Origin of the sequence: Paracoccus sp. MKU1, assembly GCF_001447385.1 — a bacterium.
In the GTDB taxonomy this organism is placed as follows: domain Bacteria; phylum Pseudomonadota; class Alphaproteobacteria; order Rhodobacterales; family Rhodobacteraceae; genus Paracoccus.
The window spans coordinates 1-14,233 of the sequence record NZ_LLWQ01000162.1; the positions used below are offsets into that span (position 1 = coordinate 1).

16 protein-coding genes and 1 pseudogene are annotated in these 14,233 nt (G+C 67.2%); 9 read left to right on the forward strand and 8 right to left on the reverse strand.

The window, feature by feature from the left end; translation table 11 throughout:
* A pseudogene (locus AQY21_RS11690) lies at positions 1 to 313 on the forward strand (serine O-acetyltransferase); the annotation flags it as partial.
* Here the strand turns inward: AQY21_RS11690 and AQY21_RS11695 are convergent.
* On the reverse strand, positions 310 to 1,368 hold the full coding sequence (locus AQY21_RS11695; RefSeq protein WP_058097827.1) for a quinone-dependent dihydroorotate dehydrogenase: 1,059 nt from the start codon (positions 1,366 to 1,368) through the stop codon (positions 310 to 312). The pseudogene AQY21_RS11690 and the gene AQY21_RS11695 overlap by 4 nt on opposite strands.
* On the reverse strand, positions 1,365 to 1,697 hold the full coding sequence (locus AQY21_RS11700) for a DUF952 domain-containing protein (RefSeq protein WP_058097961.1): 333 nt from the start codon (positions 1,695 to 1,697) through the stop codon (positions 1,365 to 1,367). The genes AQY21_RS11695 and AQY21_RS11700 overlap by 4 nt, the downstream gene beginning before the upstream one ends.
* A 128-nt stretch (positions 1,698 to 1,825) precedes the next feature.
* Between AQY21_RS11700 and AQY21_RS11705 the strand changes: the two genes are divergently transcribed.
* Positions 1,826 to 3,427, forward strand: a complete 1,602-nt coding sequence (locus AQY21_RS11705) for a bifunctional UDP-sugar hydrolase/5'-nucleotidase (RefSeq protein WP_058097828.1) — start codon at positions 1,826 to 1,828, stop codon at positions 3,425 to 3,427.
* A 67-nt stretch (positions 3,428 to 3,494) separates the two neighbouring features.
* Here the strand turns inward: AQY21_RS11705 and AQY21_RS11710 are convergent, their stop codons facing one another.
* Positions 3,495 to 3,851 carry a helix-turn-helix transcriptional regulator gene (locus tag AQY21_RS11710; RefSeq protein WP_058097829.1) on the reverse strand — a complete coding sequence of 119 codons (357 nt, stop codon included), beginning with the start codon at positions 3,849 to 3,851 and terminating at the stop codon, positions 3,495 to 3,497.
* A gap of 186 nt (positions 3,852 to 4,037) precedes the next feature.
* On the opposite strand from AQY21_RS11710, the gene AQY21_RS11715 reads away from it, so the two are divergent.
* The 5 genes from AQY21_RS11715 (at position 4,038) to AQY21_RS11735 (ending at position 6,711) form a co-directional block, all read left to right on the forward strand.
* The gene (locus AQY21_RS11715) at positions 4,038 to 4,379 is read left to right on the forward strand and encodes an AtpZ/AtpI family protein (protein ID WP_058097830.1); all 342 of its coding nucleotides are present in this window, start codon (positions 4,038 to 4,040) and stop codon (positions 4,377 to 4,379) included.
* Positions 4,380 to 4,381: 2 nt separating this feature from the next.
* Positions 4,382 to 5,128: a F0F1 ATP synthase subunit A gene (locus tag AQY21_RS11720; protein WP_058097831.1), complete on the forward strand. Its 747-nt coding sequence runs from the start codon at positions 4,382 to 4,384 to the stop codon at positions 5,126 to 5,128.
* Between the two features lie 58 nt (positions 5,129 to 5,186).
* A complete protein-coding gene (locus AQY21_RS11725) occupies positions 5,187 to 5,420 on the forward strand; it encodes a F0F1 ATP synthase subunit C (protein ID WP_010394077.1) in 234 nt (77 codons plus the stop codon).
* 77 nt (positions 5,421 to 5,497) lie between these two features.
* Entirely contained in the window at positions 5,498 to 6,160 is a 663-nt protein-coding gene (locus AQY21_RS11730) for a F0F1 ATP synthase subunit B' (protein ID WP_203416485.1), read from the forward strand.
* Entirely contained in the window at positions 6,157 to 6,711 is a 555-nt protein-coding gene (locus AQY21_RS11735; RefSeq protein WP_058097832.1) for a F0F1 ATP synthase subunit B, read from the forward strand. Before AQY21_RS11730 ends, AQY21_RS11735 begins: the two co-directional genes overlap by 4 nt.
* 170 nt (positions 6,712 to 6,881) lie before the next feature.
* Here AQY21_RS11735 and AQY21_RS11740 read toward each other — a convergent pair whose 3' ends face one another.
* On the reverse strand, positions 6,882 to 7,529 hold the full coding sequence (locus tag AQY21_RS11740) for an OmpA family protein (RefSeq protein ID WP_058097833.1): 648 nt from the start codon (positions 7,527 to 7,529) through the stop codon (positions 6,882 to 6,884).
* 162 nt (positions 7,530 to 7,691) lie between these two features.
* Entirely contained in the window at positions 7,692 to 8,288 is a 597-nt protein-coding gene (locus tag AQY21_RS11745; protein WP_058097834.1) for a methylated-DNA--[protein]-cysteine S-methyltransferase, read from the reverse strand.
* Between the two features lie 101 nt (positions 8,289 to 8,389).
* Here AQY21_RS11745 and nth point away from each other — a divergent pair, with 101 nt between their 5' ends.
* Entirely contained in the window at positions 8,390 to 9,058 is a 669-nt protein-coding gene (gene nth / locus AQY21_RS11750) for an endonuclease III (RefSeq protein WP_058097963.1), read from the forward strand.
* On the forward strand, positions 9,055 to 10,062 hold the full coding sequence (locus tag AQY21_RS11755) for an adenosine kinase (protein WP_058097835.1): 1,008 nt from the start codon (positions 9,055 to 9,057) through the stop codon (positions 10,060 to 10,062). Before nth ends, AQY21_RS11755 begins: the two co-directional genes overlap by 4 nt.
* Positions 10,063 to 10,142: 80 nt before the next feature.
* Here the strand turns inward: AQY21_RS11755 and AQY21_RS11760 are convergent, their stop codons facing one another.
* Genes AQY21_RS11760 through AQY21_RS11770 form a run of 3 tightly spaced genes read right to left on the reverse strand, consistent with a single transcriptional unit; the run spans position 10,143 to position 14,187 of the window.
* Positions 10,143 to 12,326, reverse strand: coding sequence for a 3-hydroxyacyl-CoA dehydrogenase NAD-binding domain-containing protein (locus AQY21_RS11760; protein WP_058097836.1), 2,184 nt, complete (start codon positions 12,324 to 12,326; stop codon positions 10,143 to 10,145).
* An 11-nt stretch (positions 12,327 to 12,337) separates the two neighbouring features.
* The gene (locus tag AQY21_RS11765; protein ID WP_058097837.1) at positions 12,338 to 13,549 is read right to left on the reverse strand and encodes an acetyl-CoA C-acetyltransferase; all 1,212 of its coding nucleotides are present in this window, start codon (positions 13,547 to 13,549) and stop codon (positions 12,338 to 12,340) included.
* Positions 13,546 to 14,187 carry a glutathione S-transferase family protein gene (locus tag AQY21_RS11770; protein WP_058097838.1) on the reverse strand — a complete coding sequence of 214 codons (642 nt, stop codon included), beginning with the start codon at positions 14,185 to 14,187 and terminating at the stop codon, positions 13,546 to 13,548. Before AQY21_RS11770 ends, AQY21_RS11765 begins: the two co-directional genes overlap by 4 nt.
* Positions 14,188 to 14,233 lie beyond the last annotated feature (46 nt).

A 14,233-nucleotide genomic window follows, 5' to 3' on the forward strand; every position in this document is an offset into this window, starting at 1 on the left:
CATCGGCGAGACAGCGGTGGTGGGCAACGMCGCGTCGATGCTGCATTCGGTATCGCTGGCCGGCACCGGCAAGGAGGAGGGCGCCCGCCATCCCAAGATCGGCAATGGCGTGCTTCTCGGYGCCGGCGCCAAGGTGCTGGGCAATATCCGCGTGGGGCATCATTCGCGCATCGCCGCCGGCTCGGTCGTCTTGGCCGAGGTGCCGCCCTGCAAGACCGTGGCCGGGGTGCCGGCGCGGATCGTGGGCGATGCCGGCTGCGCGGACCCGTCGAACACCATGAACCAGCTTCTGGGTCACGAAGACCTGTTCTAGAGCCAGTCCGCGTTGCCGCTGCCGGTGAGTTCGGCCAGCGTGACATTCTCGCGCGCGAGCCGTTCGTCGAGGTCGTGGGCGATCCGCGCGGCGAGCGAGAATCCCCGATAGATCAGCGCGGAATAGATCTGGACGGCCGAGGCGCCGGCACGCAGCTTCTGCCAGGCCTGCTCGGCCGAGCCGATGCCGCCGACGCCGATCAGAGGCAGGCGGCCCTGCGTCTCGCGGTAGAGCCGGGCGAGGATGCGGGTGGCGCGGTCGAAGAGCGGCGCGCCGGAAAGGCCGCCGGCTTCCGCGGCATGGGGCGAAGCGAGCCCGTCGCGCGAAAGCGTGGTGTTGGTGGCGATGATCGCATCGACCGGGGCAGCGAGGGCCACGGCGGCGATGTCCGCCAGGGCGGCGTCATCGAGATCGGGGGCGATCTTGATGAACACGGGCGGGCGGTTCGGCAGCGCGTCGCGCGCCGCCAGCACCCCTTGCAGCAGCGCTGACAGGGCCTCGGGCCCCTGGAGGTCGCGCAGCTTCTCGGTATTCGGCGAGGAGACGTTGACGGTCAGGAAATCGGCATGGGCGCCGGCGATGCGCACGACTTGCGCGAAATCGGCGCTGCGGTCGGCGCTGTCCTTGTTCGCACCGATGTTCAACCCGACCGGGATACCTGCCGGGCGCTGCGCGAGGCGGTCGGCAATGGCCTGCGCGCCCTGGTTGTTGAAGCCGAAGCGGTTGATGATGGCGCGGTCCTCGGTCAGGCGGAACAGGCGCGGCCTGGGGTTGCCGGGCTGCGGGCGCGGGGTGGCGGCGCCGACCTCGACGAAGCCGAAGCCGGCGCGCATCAATGCGGGCAGGGCGCGGGCGTTCTTGTCGTAGCCGGCGGCGAGGCCGACCGGGTTCGGCAGATCGAGGCCCGCGATGCGCATGCGCAGCCGGTCGGAGGTCACGGGCCGGCCGGGCAGGGGCACCAGCCCGTGCCGCAGCGCGAGGATCGAGAGGTCATGCGCGCGCTCGGGGTCCAGGCGATGCAATGCGGCAAGGCCCAGCCGCTCGATGGGGGTCATGCGAGATCTCCGATGTCGTGGCCGGCGGGGCTGAGGGGTAGGGGGCGGCTCCAGATCACGTCGCCCATGCGCAATTCGCGGTAGAGATGCGGAAAGAGATCGCCGCCGCGCGAGGGTTCCCAGCGCAGCTCGGGCAGGGCGTCGCCGTCCAGCGCCAGCAGGTGCAGCCCGTCCTCGCCCGCGAAATGGCGCGACAGCGTGCCGGGCAGCTGTGCGGCGGTGGAGAGGTGGATATAGCCGTCCGCCAGGTCCACCGGCGCGCCGATGCTGCGGCCTTGTTGTTGGAAGGCCCGGAACTCGGTGGTGCGGAAGATCTTGTAAACCAGCATGCCGGGTTCATGCGTCGCGTCGTGCGGGCCGTCAAGCGGCATCGCAGCCACGCCTTCGTCAATTGACGGCGCCGATGCCATCCCGCAATCTGCCTTTCATTCGGACATTCGGGGTGAGAGGGATCGAGATGAAACGCTGGCTTTTGGTTTCGGCGGCGGTCGTCGCGCTGTCTTCGGGCGCGGCGCAGGCGGATTACACGCTGCATGTGTTGCATATCAACGATTTCCATAGCCGGATCGAGCCGATCAACGCCTATGACAGCACCTGCGACGCCGAAACCGAGGCGAAAGGCGAATGCTTCGGCGGCGTGGCACGCCTGGCAACCAAGATCCGCGAGTTGCGTGACGGGTTGACGGCCGACGGCCAGAACGTGGTCGTGCTGGACGCGGGCGATCAATACCAGGGCAGCCTGTTCTATACGACCTACAAGGGCAAGGACACGGTCGAGTTCATGAACGCCATCGGCTTCGACGCCATGGCGGTCGGCAATCACGAATTCGACGACGGGCCGCAGGGGCTGCAGATCCTGGTGGAGGGCGCGAAGTTTCCGGTCGTCTCGGGCAACCTGGACCTGTCGCAATCGCCCGAACTGAAGGACAAGGTCGGCGACGTGCTGATGCTGGAGGTCGGCGGCGAGAAGGTGGGGATCGTCTCGGCCCTGGCGATGGACACGCCCGAGACCGCGTCGCCCGGCGACAAGGTCATCTTCATGGACGACATGGACAGCCTGAAGGCCGATGTTCAGGAGCTGACCGACCAGGGCGTGAACAAGATCATCGCCCTGACCCATTCCGGCTACAGGCGCGACCAGGAGTTCGCGGCCGAGGTGGCCGGGCTCGACGCGGTCATCGGCGGCCACAGCCATACGCTGCTGGGTCAGTTCGAGGGGGCCGCCGGACCTTATCCGACCATGGTCAAGGGCGCGGATGGCGCCGAGGTCCCGGTGGCGACCGCCTATGCCTATGGCAAATACCTGGGCCATCTGGTGCTGACCTGGGACGACGACGGCAGGCTGATCAAGGCCGAGGGACAGCCGATCCTGCTGGACGGCTCGGTGGTGCCGGACGAGAAGCTTGCCGCCCGGGTCAAGGAAATGGCGGCACCCATCGAGCAGCTCAAGCAAAAGCGCGTGGCCGAGATCGCGGCGCCGATCGACGGCAGCCGGGAATCGTGCCGGGCCCGGGAATGCGAGATGGGCAACCTGGTGGCCGACGCCATGCTGGCGCGCGTCAAGGACCAGGGCATCGCCATCGCGATCCAGAACGGCGGGGGTTTGCGCGCCTCGATCCCGGCGGGGGTGGTGACGATGGGCGACGTGCTGTCGGTGCTGCCCTTCCAGAACACGCTGTCCACGTTCCAGCTGAAGGGTGCGGATGTGGTCGCGGCGCTGGAAAACGGCGCAAGCCAGATCGAGGAGGGCGCCGGGCGTTTTGCCCAGGTCGCCGGGCTGAAATACACGCTGGACTCCGCGGCCCCGGCCGGCAGCCGGATCAGCGAGGTTCTGGTGCGCGACGGTTCGGACTGGGTGCCGATCGACCGTGAGGCGGTCTATGGCGTCGTGTCGCAGAACTACATGCGGTCGGGCGGGGACGGTTACCGGGTCTTTGCCGAGAATGCGATAAACGCCTATGATTTCGGGCCGGATCTGGCGGATGTGCTGGCCGAATACCTGGCCAGGCAGGGGCCGGATTTCGTGCCGAAGCTGGATGGTCGCATCACCGTGAAATGACATGAAGGCAAGGGGCCGGGCATATGCCCGGCCTTTTTTGCGTTTCGGCGCTGCGTTGCGCGGGCCGTCACGGCTTTGCGTCGTCGCCATCCATCAGCGGCAGGGATTCGCGCAGGAAGCGTTCGAAATCGTCCAGGTCCACCGGCTCGAACTGGCCGAAGCCCTGCATCCAGACCGAGGCGTTGCGCAGCCCGTCGGGTTCCAGCTTGCACCAGATGATGCGGCCGCGCCGCTCTTGCCTGATCAGCCCGGCGGCCGCCAGCACGGCGAGATGCTTGGAGATTGCCGCCAGGCTCATCTCGAACGGCGCCGCCACGTCCGTTACCGCCATGTCGTCCTCGAGCAGCATGGCAAGGATCGCCCGCCGCGTCGGATCGGCGAGGGCGGAGAAAATGGCGTCGAGGCTGGGCTGCTGTGCGGGCATCGGCTTTGTTTAACTTGCCGGTTGAATATGGGGCGGATGCCCACCGGACCGCAAGACCGGGTTTTCGCCCCGGCGCGTCTTTCGCGAAATTCTCTTATTTCAATCGGTTACGATTTCTGCCCCCTTGCTTGACTCGGTGGGGATGAATCCCTATCACCGCGCCAACCGATGACGGGGGTGTGAGCCGTGGCCGAGGATGACCATGACGCCGCGCGGGCCCGGGATGCGGAGCGGTTGCGTGCGCTGGAGGCCCGGCTGGGCAAGAAGGCGGCGGACAAGCCGGGTTCGCGCGGGGAAGAGCATTTCAGCCAGGCCAACATGGCCTGGCGCATGGTGACCGAGCTGGTGGCGGGATTGGCCATCGGCTTCGGGATCGGATACGGGCTGGATTATCTGACCGGCCTGCAACCGGTCTTCATGGTGGTCTTTGTGCTGCTGGGCCTGGCAGCCGGCATCAAGACCATGATGCGGACCGCGAAGGAAATAGGCAAGGCACCGGGGCGCCCCGGCGACGACAAGGGTGAATGACGATGGCAGAAGAAGAAGCAGGTGGTCTGGTTTTCCATCCGATGGACCAGTTCGTCGTCAAACCGCTGTTTGGCGAAGGGCCGGTGAACTGGTACACGCCGACCAACGCGACCTTGTGGATGGCGCTGGCTGCGCTGGCCATCACCGCGCTTCTGGTCTTTGGCACCCGCGGCCGGGCCATCGTGCCGAACCGGGTGCAGTCCATCGCCGAGCTGCTTTACGGCATGGTCCACAAGATGGTCGAGGACGTGACCGGCAAGGACGGGGTGAAATACTTCCCCTATGTCATGACGCTGTTCTGCTTCATCCTGTTTGCCAACTTCCTGGCGCTGCTGCCCAAGTCCTTTTCGCCGACCTCGCATATCGCCGTGACGGCAGTGCTGGCGGTGCTGGTCTTCCTCGGCGTGACGGTGTTGGGTTTCGTCAAGAACGGCGCGCATTTCCTGGGCCTGTTCTGGGTCAGTTCGGCGCCGCTGGCGCTGCGCCCGGTCCTGGCGGTGATCGAGCTGATCTCGTATTTCGTGCGGCCGGTCAGCCACTCGATCCGACTTGCCGGCAACATCATGGCCGGCCACGCGGTGATCAAGGTCTTTGCCGCTTTTGCCGCCATTGCTGCCATCGCGCCGGTCTCGGTGCTTGCCATCACCGCCATGTACGGGCTTGAGGTGCTGGTCGCGCTGATCCAGGCCTATGTCTTCACCATCCTGACCTGCGTCTACCTGAAGGACGCGCTGCATCCGGCGCACTGAGCCGGGCCCGCAAGGTCTGAAAACGAAAACCCTTTCCAAAGCCTCAAGGAGCATGAACATGGAAAATCTGGGTCAACTGGGACAGTACCTCGGCGCCGGTCTGGCTTGCGTCGGTATGGCGGGCGCCGCCATGGGGGTGGGCAATGTCGCCGGCAACTACCTGGCGGGCGCCCTGCGCAACCCGTCGGCCGCTGCCTCGCAGACCGCCACGCTGTTCATCGGCATGGCCTTCGCGGAAGCCCTGGGCATCTTCTCGTTCCTGGTCGCTCTGCTGCTGCTGTTCGCAGTCTGATCCTTTTGCCATCCTTGCGGTTGGGTGGGGGCGTCCGGCGCCCACCCGATTGTGAAACGACCGGCATGGGGTAGGATATGTTCAGCCTGTTGCAACAGACCGCGCCCGTCGTGGTCGAAGAATCTGAAACGGTGATCATCACCGAATCCGCCGAAGCGGCGGGTCATGGCGCCGAAGCGGCCCATGCCGTGGCCGGCGCGGCGGATGCAGCCCATGGCGCGGCTGGCCATGCCGCAAGCGCCCCCGGCATGCCGCAACTGGATTTCACCACCTTCGGCAACCAGATCTTCTGGCTGCTGGTCATCCTGGCGGTGATCTATTGGGTTCTGTCGCGGATTGCGCTGCCGCGCATCGGCGGCGTCATCTCGGACCGCCAGGGCGCCATCACCGGCGATCTCATGGCTGCCGAGGAATTCAAGCAGAAGGCCAAGGACGCCGAGGCCGCCTATGACAAGGCGCTGGCCGATGCCCGCGCCGAAGCCGGCAAGATCGTGGCCGCCAACAAGGCCGAGATCCAGAAGGAACTCGATGCCGCCATCGCCCATGCCGACGCGGAAATCGCTGCCCGCGCGGCGGAATCCGAGAAGCGCATCGGCGAGATCCGCGCCTCGGCCGTCGAGGATGCGCGCAGTGTCGCCCGCGAGGTGACGGCGGCGCTGGTGGAGAATTTCGGCGGCAAGGTCGATCAGGGACTGGTCGATGCGGCGGTCGATCAGCGACTGAAGGGGGCGCTGCAATGAAACGTCTGAGCGTTCTCTTTGCCTTGATGGCGAGCCCGGCGCTTGCGGCTTCTGGTCCGTTCTTCTCGCTGCGCAATACCGACTTCATCGTCACGCTGGCCTTCCTGCTGTTCGTCGGCATCCTGGTCTATTTCCGCGTGCCGCAGATCGTCGGCGGTCTTCTGGACAAGCGGGCCGAGGGCATCCGCAACGATCTGGCCGAGGCCCGCCGCCTGCGCGAGGAAGCGCAGGAGATCTATGCCAGCTACGAGCGGCGCCAGCGCGAGGTGAAATCGCAGGCCGACGACATCGTCGCCAATGCCAAGCGCGAGGCAGTCGCGGAAGCCGAGAAGGCCAAGAAGGCGCTGCAACTGTCGATCGAGCGTCGGCTGAAGGCGGCCGAGGAGCAGATCGCCAGCGCCGAGGCCGAGGCCGTCCGCGCCGTCCGCGACCGTGCCATCCAGACCGCGGTCTCTGCCGCGGCCGAGATCCTGGGCAAGCAGGCCAGCCCGGTCGAGCGCAGCGCCGGCATCGACAAGGCTATCGACGAAGTGGCCCAGCGGCTGAACTGACGCGGGTTCGAACGAGAAGGGTGCGGCCGAGCATCCTCATGGGACAGTGACTGGACCCTCGGGGCGGAGACGCTTCGGGGGTTTTTCCTTTTCCGCCCGTCGAGGGGGCAAAGGAAAAGGGCCGGCTGCCTTGCGGCTGCCGGCCCCGCGCCCCGTTCTTCCGGCTGCGATCAGCGGGTCGGAACGATCAGGATTTCCACGCGGCGGTTTTGCGCCCGGCCGGCCGCGGTGTCGTTCGAGGCGACCGGCTGGGTCGCGCCGCGGCCCGTGGTGGTGAGGCGCGATTGCGACACGCCGCCTGCGGCCAGGATGCCGGCGACCGAACGCGCGCGGCGTTCGGACAGATCCTGGTTATAGGCGGCCGAACCGGTGCTGTCGGTATGGCCGACGATCTGGATGCGGCTGTTCGGATACTGGTTGAGGTTGCGCGCGATGGTGTAGAGGTCGTTCTGCCCCTGTGCGCCCACGGCAGCCGAGTCGGTGGCGAACAGCGTGGTTTCCGGCATGACCACCGACAGGTGGGTGCCGTGGTTCACGATCTGGATGTTGGGATTGTTCAGCGACTGTTGCAGCGCGCGCTGCTGCTGGTCGAGGATCGAGCCGCCGACGGCACCCGCCGTCGCGCCGATGATCGCGCCCTTCACGGCGTTCGAGCGGCTTTCGCCCGCGCCGATCAGGCCGCCGACGACGGCGCCCGCGATGGCGCCCTGCTGGGTGCGGCTGGGCTGCTGGGGCTGGCCGTAGGGATCGGTCGGTGCGCAGGCGCTGATGGCGATCACGCCGGCAGAGGCGAGAAGCAGCGAAATACGGGTCTTCATTCTTTTACCTTTCTTTTCAGGGCGATCCTACGCCGCCTGTCCTTGCGACGCGGTCGGCCTCCGGGTTTCCGCGGGGCCGGCGGCTGATGCCCAAACGCCGTCACATTGGCATGGGTTCCGGGCCAACTCCACAGGAATAGACGGCAAATCGCTCCGGCTGGCTCACAAAGCGGCGATGGCGCGGGGCGCGATGCTCGCGCCTTCGCGGGCCAGCAGGGCGCGTTTCACGGCCTCGCCCCAATGATAGCCGCCGATGCGTCCGTCGGTGCGGGTCACCCGATGGCAGGGGATCGCCCAGGAGACCGGGTTTTGCCCGACCGCCGTGCCCACGGCGCGCAGAGCGTTCGGACGCCCGATCCGTTCCGCCAGCATGGCATAGCTGATGACCTGGCCCGGCGGCACCTCGGTCAGGGCGCGCCAGACCTGCAACTGGAAATCGGTGCCGCCGAGGCGCACGGTGATCTCGCCCCGCCCGGCCAGCAAGGCATGGACGGCCGGTGCCAGCGCCTCGGGCGCCTCGACCAGGCGGGCGCGGGGGAAGCGGGTAAGCAGGTCGGCCTCGACCTGGTCCTCCGGCATGGGGCCGGCAAAGCCCAGGCCCCAGAGCGCACCCCCCGCCCCCAGCGCCACCACCGTGCCGAGCGGCGTCGAAAAACACCCTCGACACAGCACGGTGCCGGCATTCCCGCCCGGCTGGGTGGTGATCGAGACCCGCAGCCCGGGCGCGGGCGCAGCAAAGGTGAAAAGCATCTGTGTCATTGCCGCCTCGCAGCTGTTGCTGTGGCAGAGTAGCGCAACCGCGGGCCAAATCCATGCGGGAAAGCTTGCGCATGGCAACGGGGCAGGGCATCTGGGGGCGCATGGCACGCAGCACCCTTTCCCGCCTTCCGCCCGCCTTGCCCTATGCGGCCCAGGTCGCGATCTTTTCGCGGTTCCGCGAGGCCAATCCGCATCCGGTGACCGAGCTGGAATATGTGAACGCCTTTACTCTGCTGGTGGCGGTGGCGCTGTCGGCGCAGGCGACCGATGTCGGGGTGAACAAGGCGACGAAAAGCCTGTTCCAGCGCGTGAGGACGCCGCAGCAGATGCTGGATCTGGGCGTCGAGGCGCTGACCGAGAAGATCAAGACCATCGGGCTTTACCGCCAGAAGGCCAAGAACGTCATCGCGCTGTCGCACCGGCTGGTCGAGGAATATGGCGGCGAGGTGCCGCAATCACGCGCCGCGCTGATGACCCTGCCCGGCGTCGGGCGCAAGACCGCGAATGTCGTGCTGAACAGCGTGTTCGACTTTCCGGCGCAGGCCGTGGACACGCATATCTTCCGCGTCGGCAACCGCACCCGCATCGCGCCGGGCCGCGACGTCGAGGAAGTCGAGCGCGCCATCGAGGACAACGTCCCCGTCCCTTTCCAGCAGAACGCGCATCACTGGCTGATCCTGCACGGCCGCTATATCTGCCAGGCCCGGCGGCCGCGCTGCCGGATCTGCCCCATCGAAGATCTCTGCCCCTATGAGGAGAAGACCGAATGACCACCCCCTATGTGATCGGGATCGGCAATGCCGTCATGGACGTGATCGCGCCGACCTCGGATGCCACGCTGGCGCGGCTGGAGGTGGAAAAGGGCATCATGCAGCTGATCGACCGAGAGCGGTCCGAGTTCCTGATGGCGGCGCAATCGGCCGATGCCGAGGCGGGCAAGGCGCGGCTGGTGCCGGGCGGCTCGGTCGCCAATACCTTGGCGGGGCTGGGGATGCTGGGGCTGCGCACGGCCTTCATCGGCAAGGTGGCGGGCGACCCGCTGGGGTTGAGCTATGCCGAGCAGACCGAGGGGCAGGGCACGGTCTTCGTGAATCCGCCGGTGGCGGGGGATGTGGCGCCGACCTCGCGCTCGATCATCTTCGTGACGCCGGACGGCGAGCGGTCGATGAACACCTATCTGGGCATCTCGGCCGAGCTGGGTGCCGATGACGTGAATCCCGCCACCTTCAGCGGCGCCGGCTGGCTGTTTCTGGAGGGTTATCTGTTCGACAAGGATGCTGGCAAGGCGGCTTTCCTGAAGGCGGCCGAGGCTTGTCACAAGGCGGGCGGGCAGGCGGGGATCGCGCTGTCCGATCCGTTCTGCGTCGATCGGCACCGCGCCGATTTCCGCCGGCTGGTGGCCGGGCCGATGGACTATGTCATCGGCAATATCCACGAATGGCAGTCGCTCTATCAGGTCGAGGACCTGGAGGAGGCGCTGCGGCTGGCCAGCGCGGATTGCGGCACGGTGATCTGCACCCGCTCGGGCGAGGATGCGATCCTGATCCGCGGGGACGAGCGGGTGACGGCGCCGGTGCATCGCATGGTGCCGGTGGACGCGACCGGGGCGGGCGACCAGTTCGCCGCCGGGCTGATCTATGGGCTGGCCATCGGTGCCGATCTGGCGGCGGCGGGGCGCATGGGCTGCATCGCGGCGGCCGAGGTCATCTCGCATGTCGGCGCCCGGCCCGAGAGCGACCTGCGCGCGGCCTTCCGGGCCGAGGGGCTGATCTGATCGCGCCTTGGGGTGCGGTTCTTTGGGTATTTGGACAACGGAGAAGGGCAGGGCGGTGGCGCCTTGCCCTTCGGTCGTGTTCAGGCGGCCTGCTTGCCGGCGCCGAAGCGGCCATAGAAGCTTTCGCCTTTCGCCGCCATGTCCCTGAGCAGCTGCGGGGCGGCGAAGCGGGGGCCGAATTTTTCCGCCAACCTGCCGGCGATCTCGGCGGCGCGCGGGGCGCCCAGCATGTCGAGCCAGCCGAAGGGGCCGCCCGACCAGGGCGCGAAGCCCCAGCCGAGGATGGCCCCGACATCGCCTTCGCGGATGTCCTCGAGCACGCCTTCCTCGAGCGCGCGGACGGCTTCCAGCGATTGCGCGAACATCAGCCGGTGCTGGATCTCGGTCAGCTCGGGCTGGGTGTCGGCTTCGGGCCATTCGGTCGCAAGGCCGGACCAGAAGCCCTGGCGCTTGCCGGCCTCGTCATAGTCGTAGAAGCCGGCCTTGGTCTTGCGGCCTAGGCGACCCTGGTCGGCGAGCTTGAAGATCACCGCGTCCACCGCGCCGTCGGGATAGGCGTCGCCCATGGCCGCCTTGGTGGCCTTGGCGATCTTGACGCCAAGGTCGATCGAGGTCTCGTCCACCAGTTGCAGCGGGCCCAGCGGCATGCCCGTCATCTTGGCGGCGTTCTCGATCAGCGTGGGGCTGACCCCTTCGGCCACCATGCGGATGCCCTCGTTGATATAGGGGATGATGCAGCGGTTGGCGTAGAAGAAGCGCGCGTCGTTGACCACGATCGGCGTCTTGCGGATCTGGCGCACGAAGTCCAGCGCCTTGGCCACCGCGCGCGGGCCGGTCTCGCGGCCCTTGATGATCTCGACCAGCAGCATCTTGTCCACGGGGCTGAAGAAGTGGATGCCGATGAACTGGTCGGGCCGGGCGCTGGCCTTGGCCAGTTCGGTGATCGGCAGGGTCGAGGTGTTGGTGGCGAAGATCGCGTCCTGCGGGATCACCGCCTCGGCCCGTTTGGTGACCTCGGCCTTGACGGCGGGATCCTCGAACACCGCCTCGACCACCAGGTCGCAGCCTTGCAGGTCGGCGTAATCGGTGGAGGGCGTGATGCGGGCCAGCACCTCGACCTTCTTCTCCTCGGTGGATTTGCGGCGGCTGATCGCCTTGTCGAGCAGGCCGGTCGAATAGGACTTGCCGCGCTCGGCCGCCTCTTGCGTCGAATCGATCAGCACCACCTCGATCCCGGCCATGGCCGAGACATAGGCGATGCCGGCGCCCATCATGCCGGCGCCGAGGATGCCGACTTTCCTCACGCTTTGATCGGGGGCTTCGGGGCGGTTCGCGCCCTTCTCCAGCGCCTCCTTGTTGATGAAGAGGCTGCGGATCATCGCCGTCGAGGAGGGGTTCATCAGCACGTTGGTGAACCAGCGCGCCTCGATCTTCAGCGCCGTGTCGAAAGGCACCATGGCGCCCTCGTAGACGGCGCTCAGCAGCGCCTTCGCCGCCGGATAGACGCCCAGCGTCTTGCCATGCACCATGGCGCTGGCGCCGACGAAGGTCATGAAGCCGGCCGGGTGATAGGGCTCGCCGCCCGGCATCTTATAGCCCTTGGCGTCCCAGGGCTTGACCAGATCGGTCTCCGAGGCCTGCAAAACCCAGTCGCGGGCGGCTTGCAGGGGATCGGCCACCACCGCGTCGATCAGCCCGGCCGCCTTGGCCTTGGCCGGGTCGCTGAGCTTGCCTTCGAGCAGGAAGGGGGCGGCGCCCATGGCGCCCAGCTTGCGCACCAGGCGGGTGGTGCCGCCGGCGCCGGGAAAGATGCCGACCATGATCTCGGGCAGGCCGATCTTGGCCTTCGGGTTCTCGGCGGCAAAGATGCGATGCGTGGCCAGCGGCAGCTCCAGCCCGATCCCCAGCGCGGTGCCGGGCAGGGCGCTCGCGATGGGCTTGCCGCCCTTTTTCGTCTTCGGGTCCATGCCGGCAAGCTCGATCTTGCGCAGCAGGCGGTGCAGCGTCATCACGCCGTCGAACACCGCCTGCGCGCCGCCGTCCTTCATCGCGGCGATGACGTTCAGGTCCATCCCGGCGGCGAAATCCGCCTTGCCTGAGGTGATGACGATGCCCTTCACGGCCTCGTCGGCCAGCGCGTGGTCGATCAGCGCGTTCAACTCCGCCGCACCGTCCAGCGACAGCACATTCATCGACTTGCCGGGCACGTCCCAGGTGATGATGGCGACGCCGTCGGCGTCCTTCTGCATGGTGAAATCGGTCATCTTCCCCTCCCTCAGACGCGCTCGATGATGGTGGCCGCGCCCATGCCGGACGCGATGCAGAGCGTGGCGAGGCCCACGGTCTTGTCCTGCCGCTCCAGCTCGTCGAGCAGCGTGCCGATGATGATGGCGCCGGTCGCGCCCAGCGGGTGACCCAGCGCGATGGCGCCGCCGTTGACGTTGACCACGCCGGGATCGACCTGGAAGGCCTGCATGAAGCGCAGCACGACCGAGGCGAAGGCCTCGTTCACCTCGAAGAGGTCGATGTCGGAGATCGCCATGCCGCTGTCCTTCAGGATCTTTTCCGTCACCGGCACCGGGCCTGTCAGCATGATGGTCGGATCGGTGCCGATCTTGGCGGTGGCGCGGATGCGGGCGCGGGGTTTCAGCCCGTAGGCCTTGCCGAATTCCTCGTTGCCGATCAGCACGGCGGCGGCGCCGTCCACGATGCCCGAACTGTTGCCGGCATGGTGGATGTGCTCGATGCGGCCGAGATGCGGGTATTTCAGCATCGCCACCTTGTCGAAGCCGGGCATGGTCTCGCCCATCTCCTTGAAGCTGGCCTTCAGCTTGGCCAGATCCTCCAGCGTGGTGCCGGGGCGCATGTATTCGTCGCGGTCGAGGATGGTCAGGCCGTTCTGGTCCCTGACCGGCACGATGGATCTGGCGAAGCGGTCCTCATCCCAGGCGATGGCGGCGCGGCGCTGGCTCTCGACGGCCAAGCTGTCGGCATCCTCGCGGGAAAAGCCGTATTCGGTGGCGATGATGTCGGCGCTGATGCCCTGCGGCACGAAATAGGTCTTGAAGGTCAGGCTGGGGTCCACGGCGATGGCGGCGCCGTCGCTGCCCATGGCGACGCGGCCCATCATCTCGACGCCGCCGGCGATATAGGCCTGGCCGGCGCCGCCCTTGACCTGGTTCGCGGCCAGGTTCACCGCCTCCATGCCGCTGGCGCAGAAGCGGTTGATGGCGAGGCCGGGGATGCTTTCGTCCAGGTCGGATTCCAGCACCGCCGAGCGGGCGAGGCAGCCGCCCTGTTCCTTGACCTGGGTGACGTTGCCCCAGATCACGTCCTCGACGGCATGGCCCTCGAGCCCGTTGCGCTCCTTGACGGCGTTCAGCAGCCGGGCGGAAAGCGCGACCGAGGTGACTTCGTGCAGGCTGCCGTCGGGGCGGCCCTTGCCGCGCGGGGTGCGGGCGGCGTCATAGATATAGGCTTCGGTCATGCGTCCTCCTTCGCGGCCCGGTCCGCGGGATTGCCGGGCATCAGGTCATAGGGGTGTTTCCAGCCGGGCAGCGCCTGAATGCGGCTCAGCCAGGCATCGACATGGGGCCATTCGGCGCGGTCGAAGCCGAAGGGCTCGGGGTAATAGAGATAGCTGCAGCAGGAGAGGTCGGCGATGCTCGGCCCCTCGCCCGCCAGCCAGTCGCGGCCGGCGAGATGGTCGTCCAGCGTCCTCAGAGCCGGCTTGCAGCGCCCTTGCAACCAGGCGATGACCTCGACGGGGCGTTTCTCGGGCGGCAGGAAGTTCATCAGGAAGCGCAGCGTGCCGAATTGCGACGAGCCCTTGTGGTTGTCCCAGAACAGCCAGCGCAGGATCTCGTTGCGGTCGCCATCCATGAAGCGCCCGGTCTTTTCGGCCAGATGCAGCAGGATGACGCCGGATTGGGTCAGGGTCAGGCCATCCTCGACGAAGACCGGCGCCTCGGCCATCTCGTTCAAGGCACGATAGTCGCCGCCGCGGGTGGCGCCGCCGAAGAAATCCACGAAGACCGGCTGCCAGGGATAGCCGGTCAGCTGCATCATCAGCGCCACCTTGTAGGAATGGCCGGATTCTCCGAAGCAGTGAAGCTGGGCTGGCACGCTGCTATTCCTTTCTTCCGGGTTGGGCCGAGCTTTCCCGTCGCAT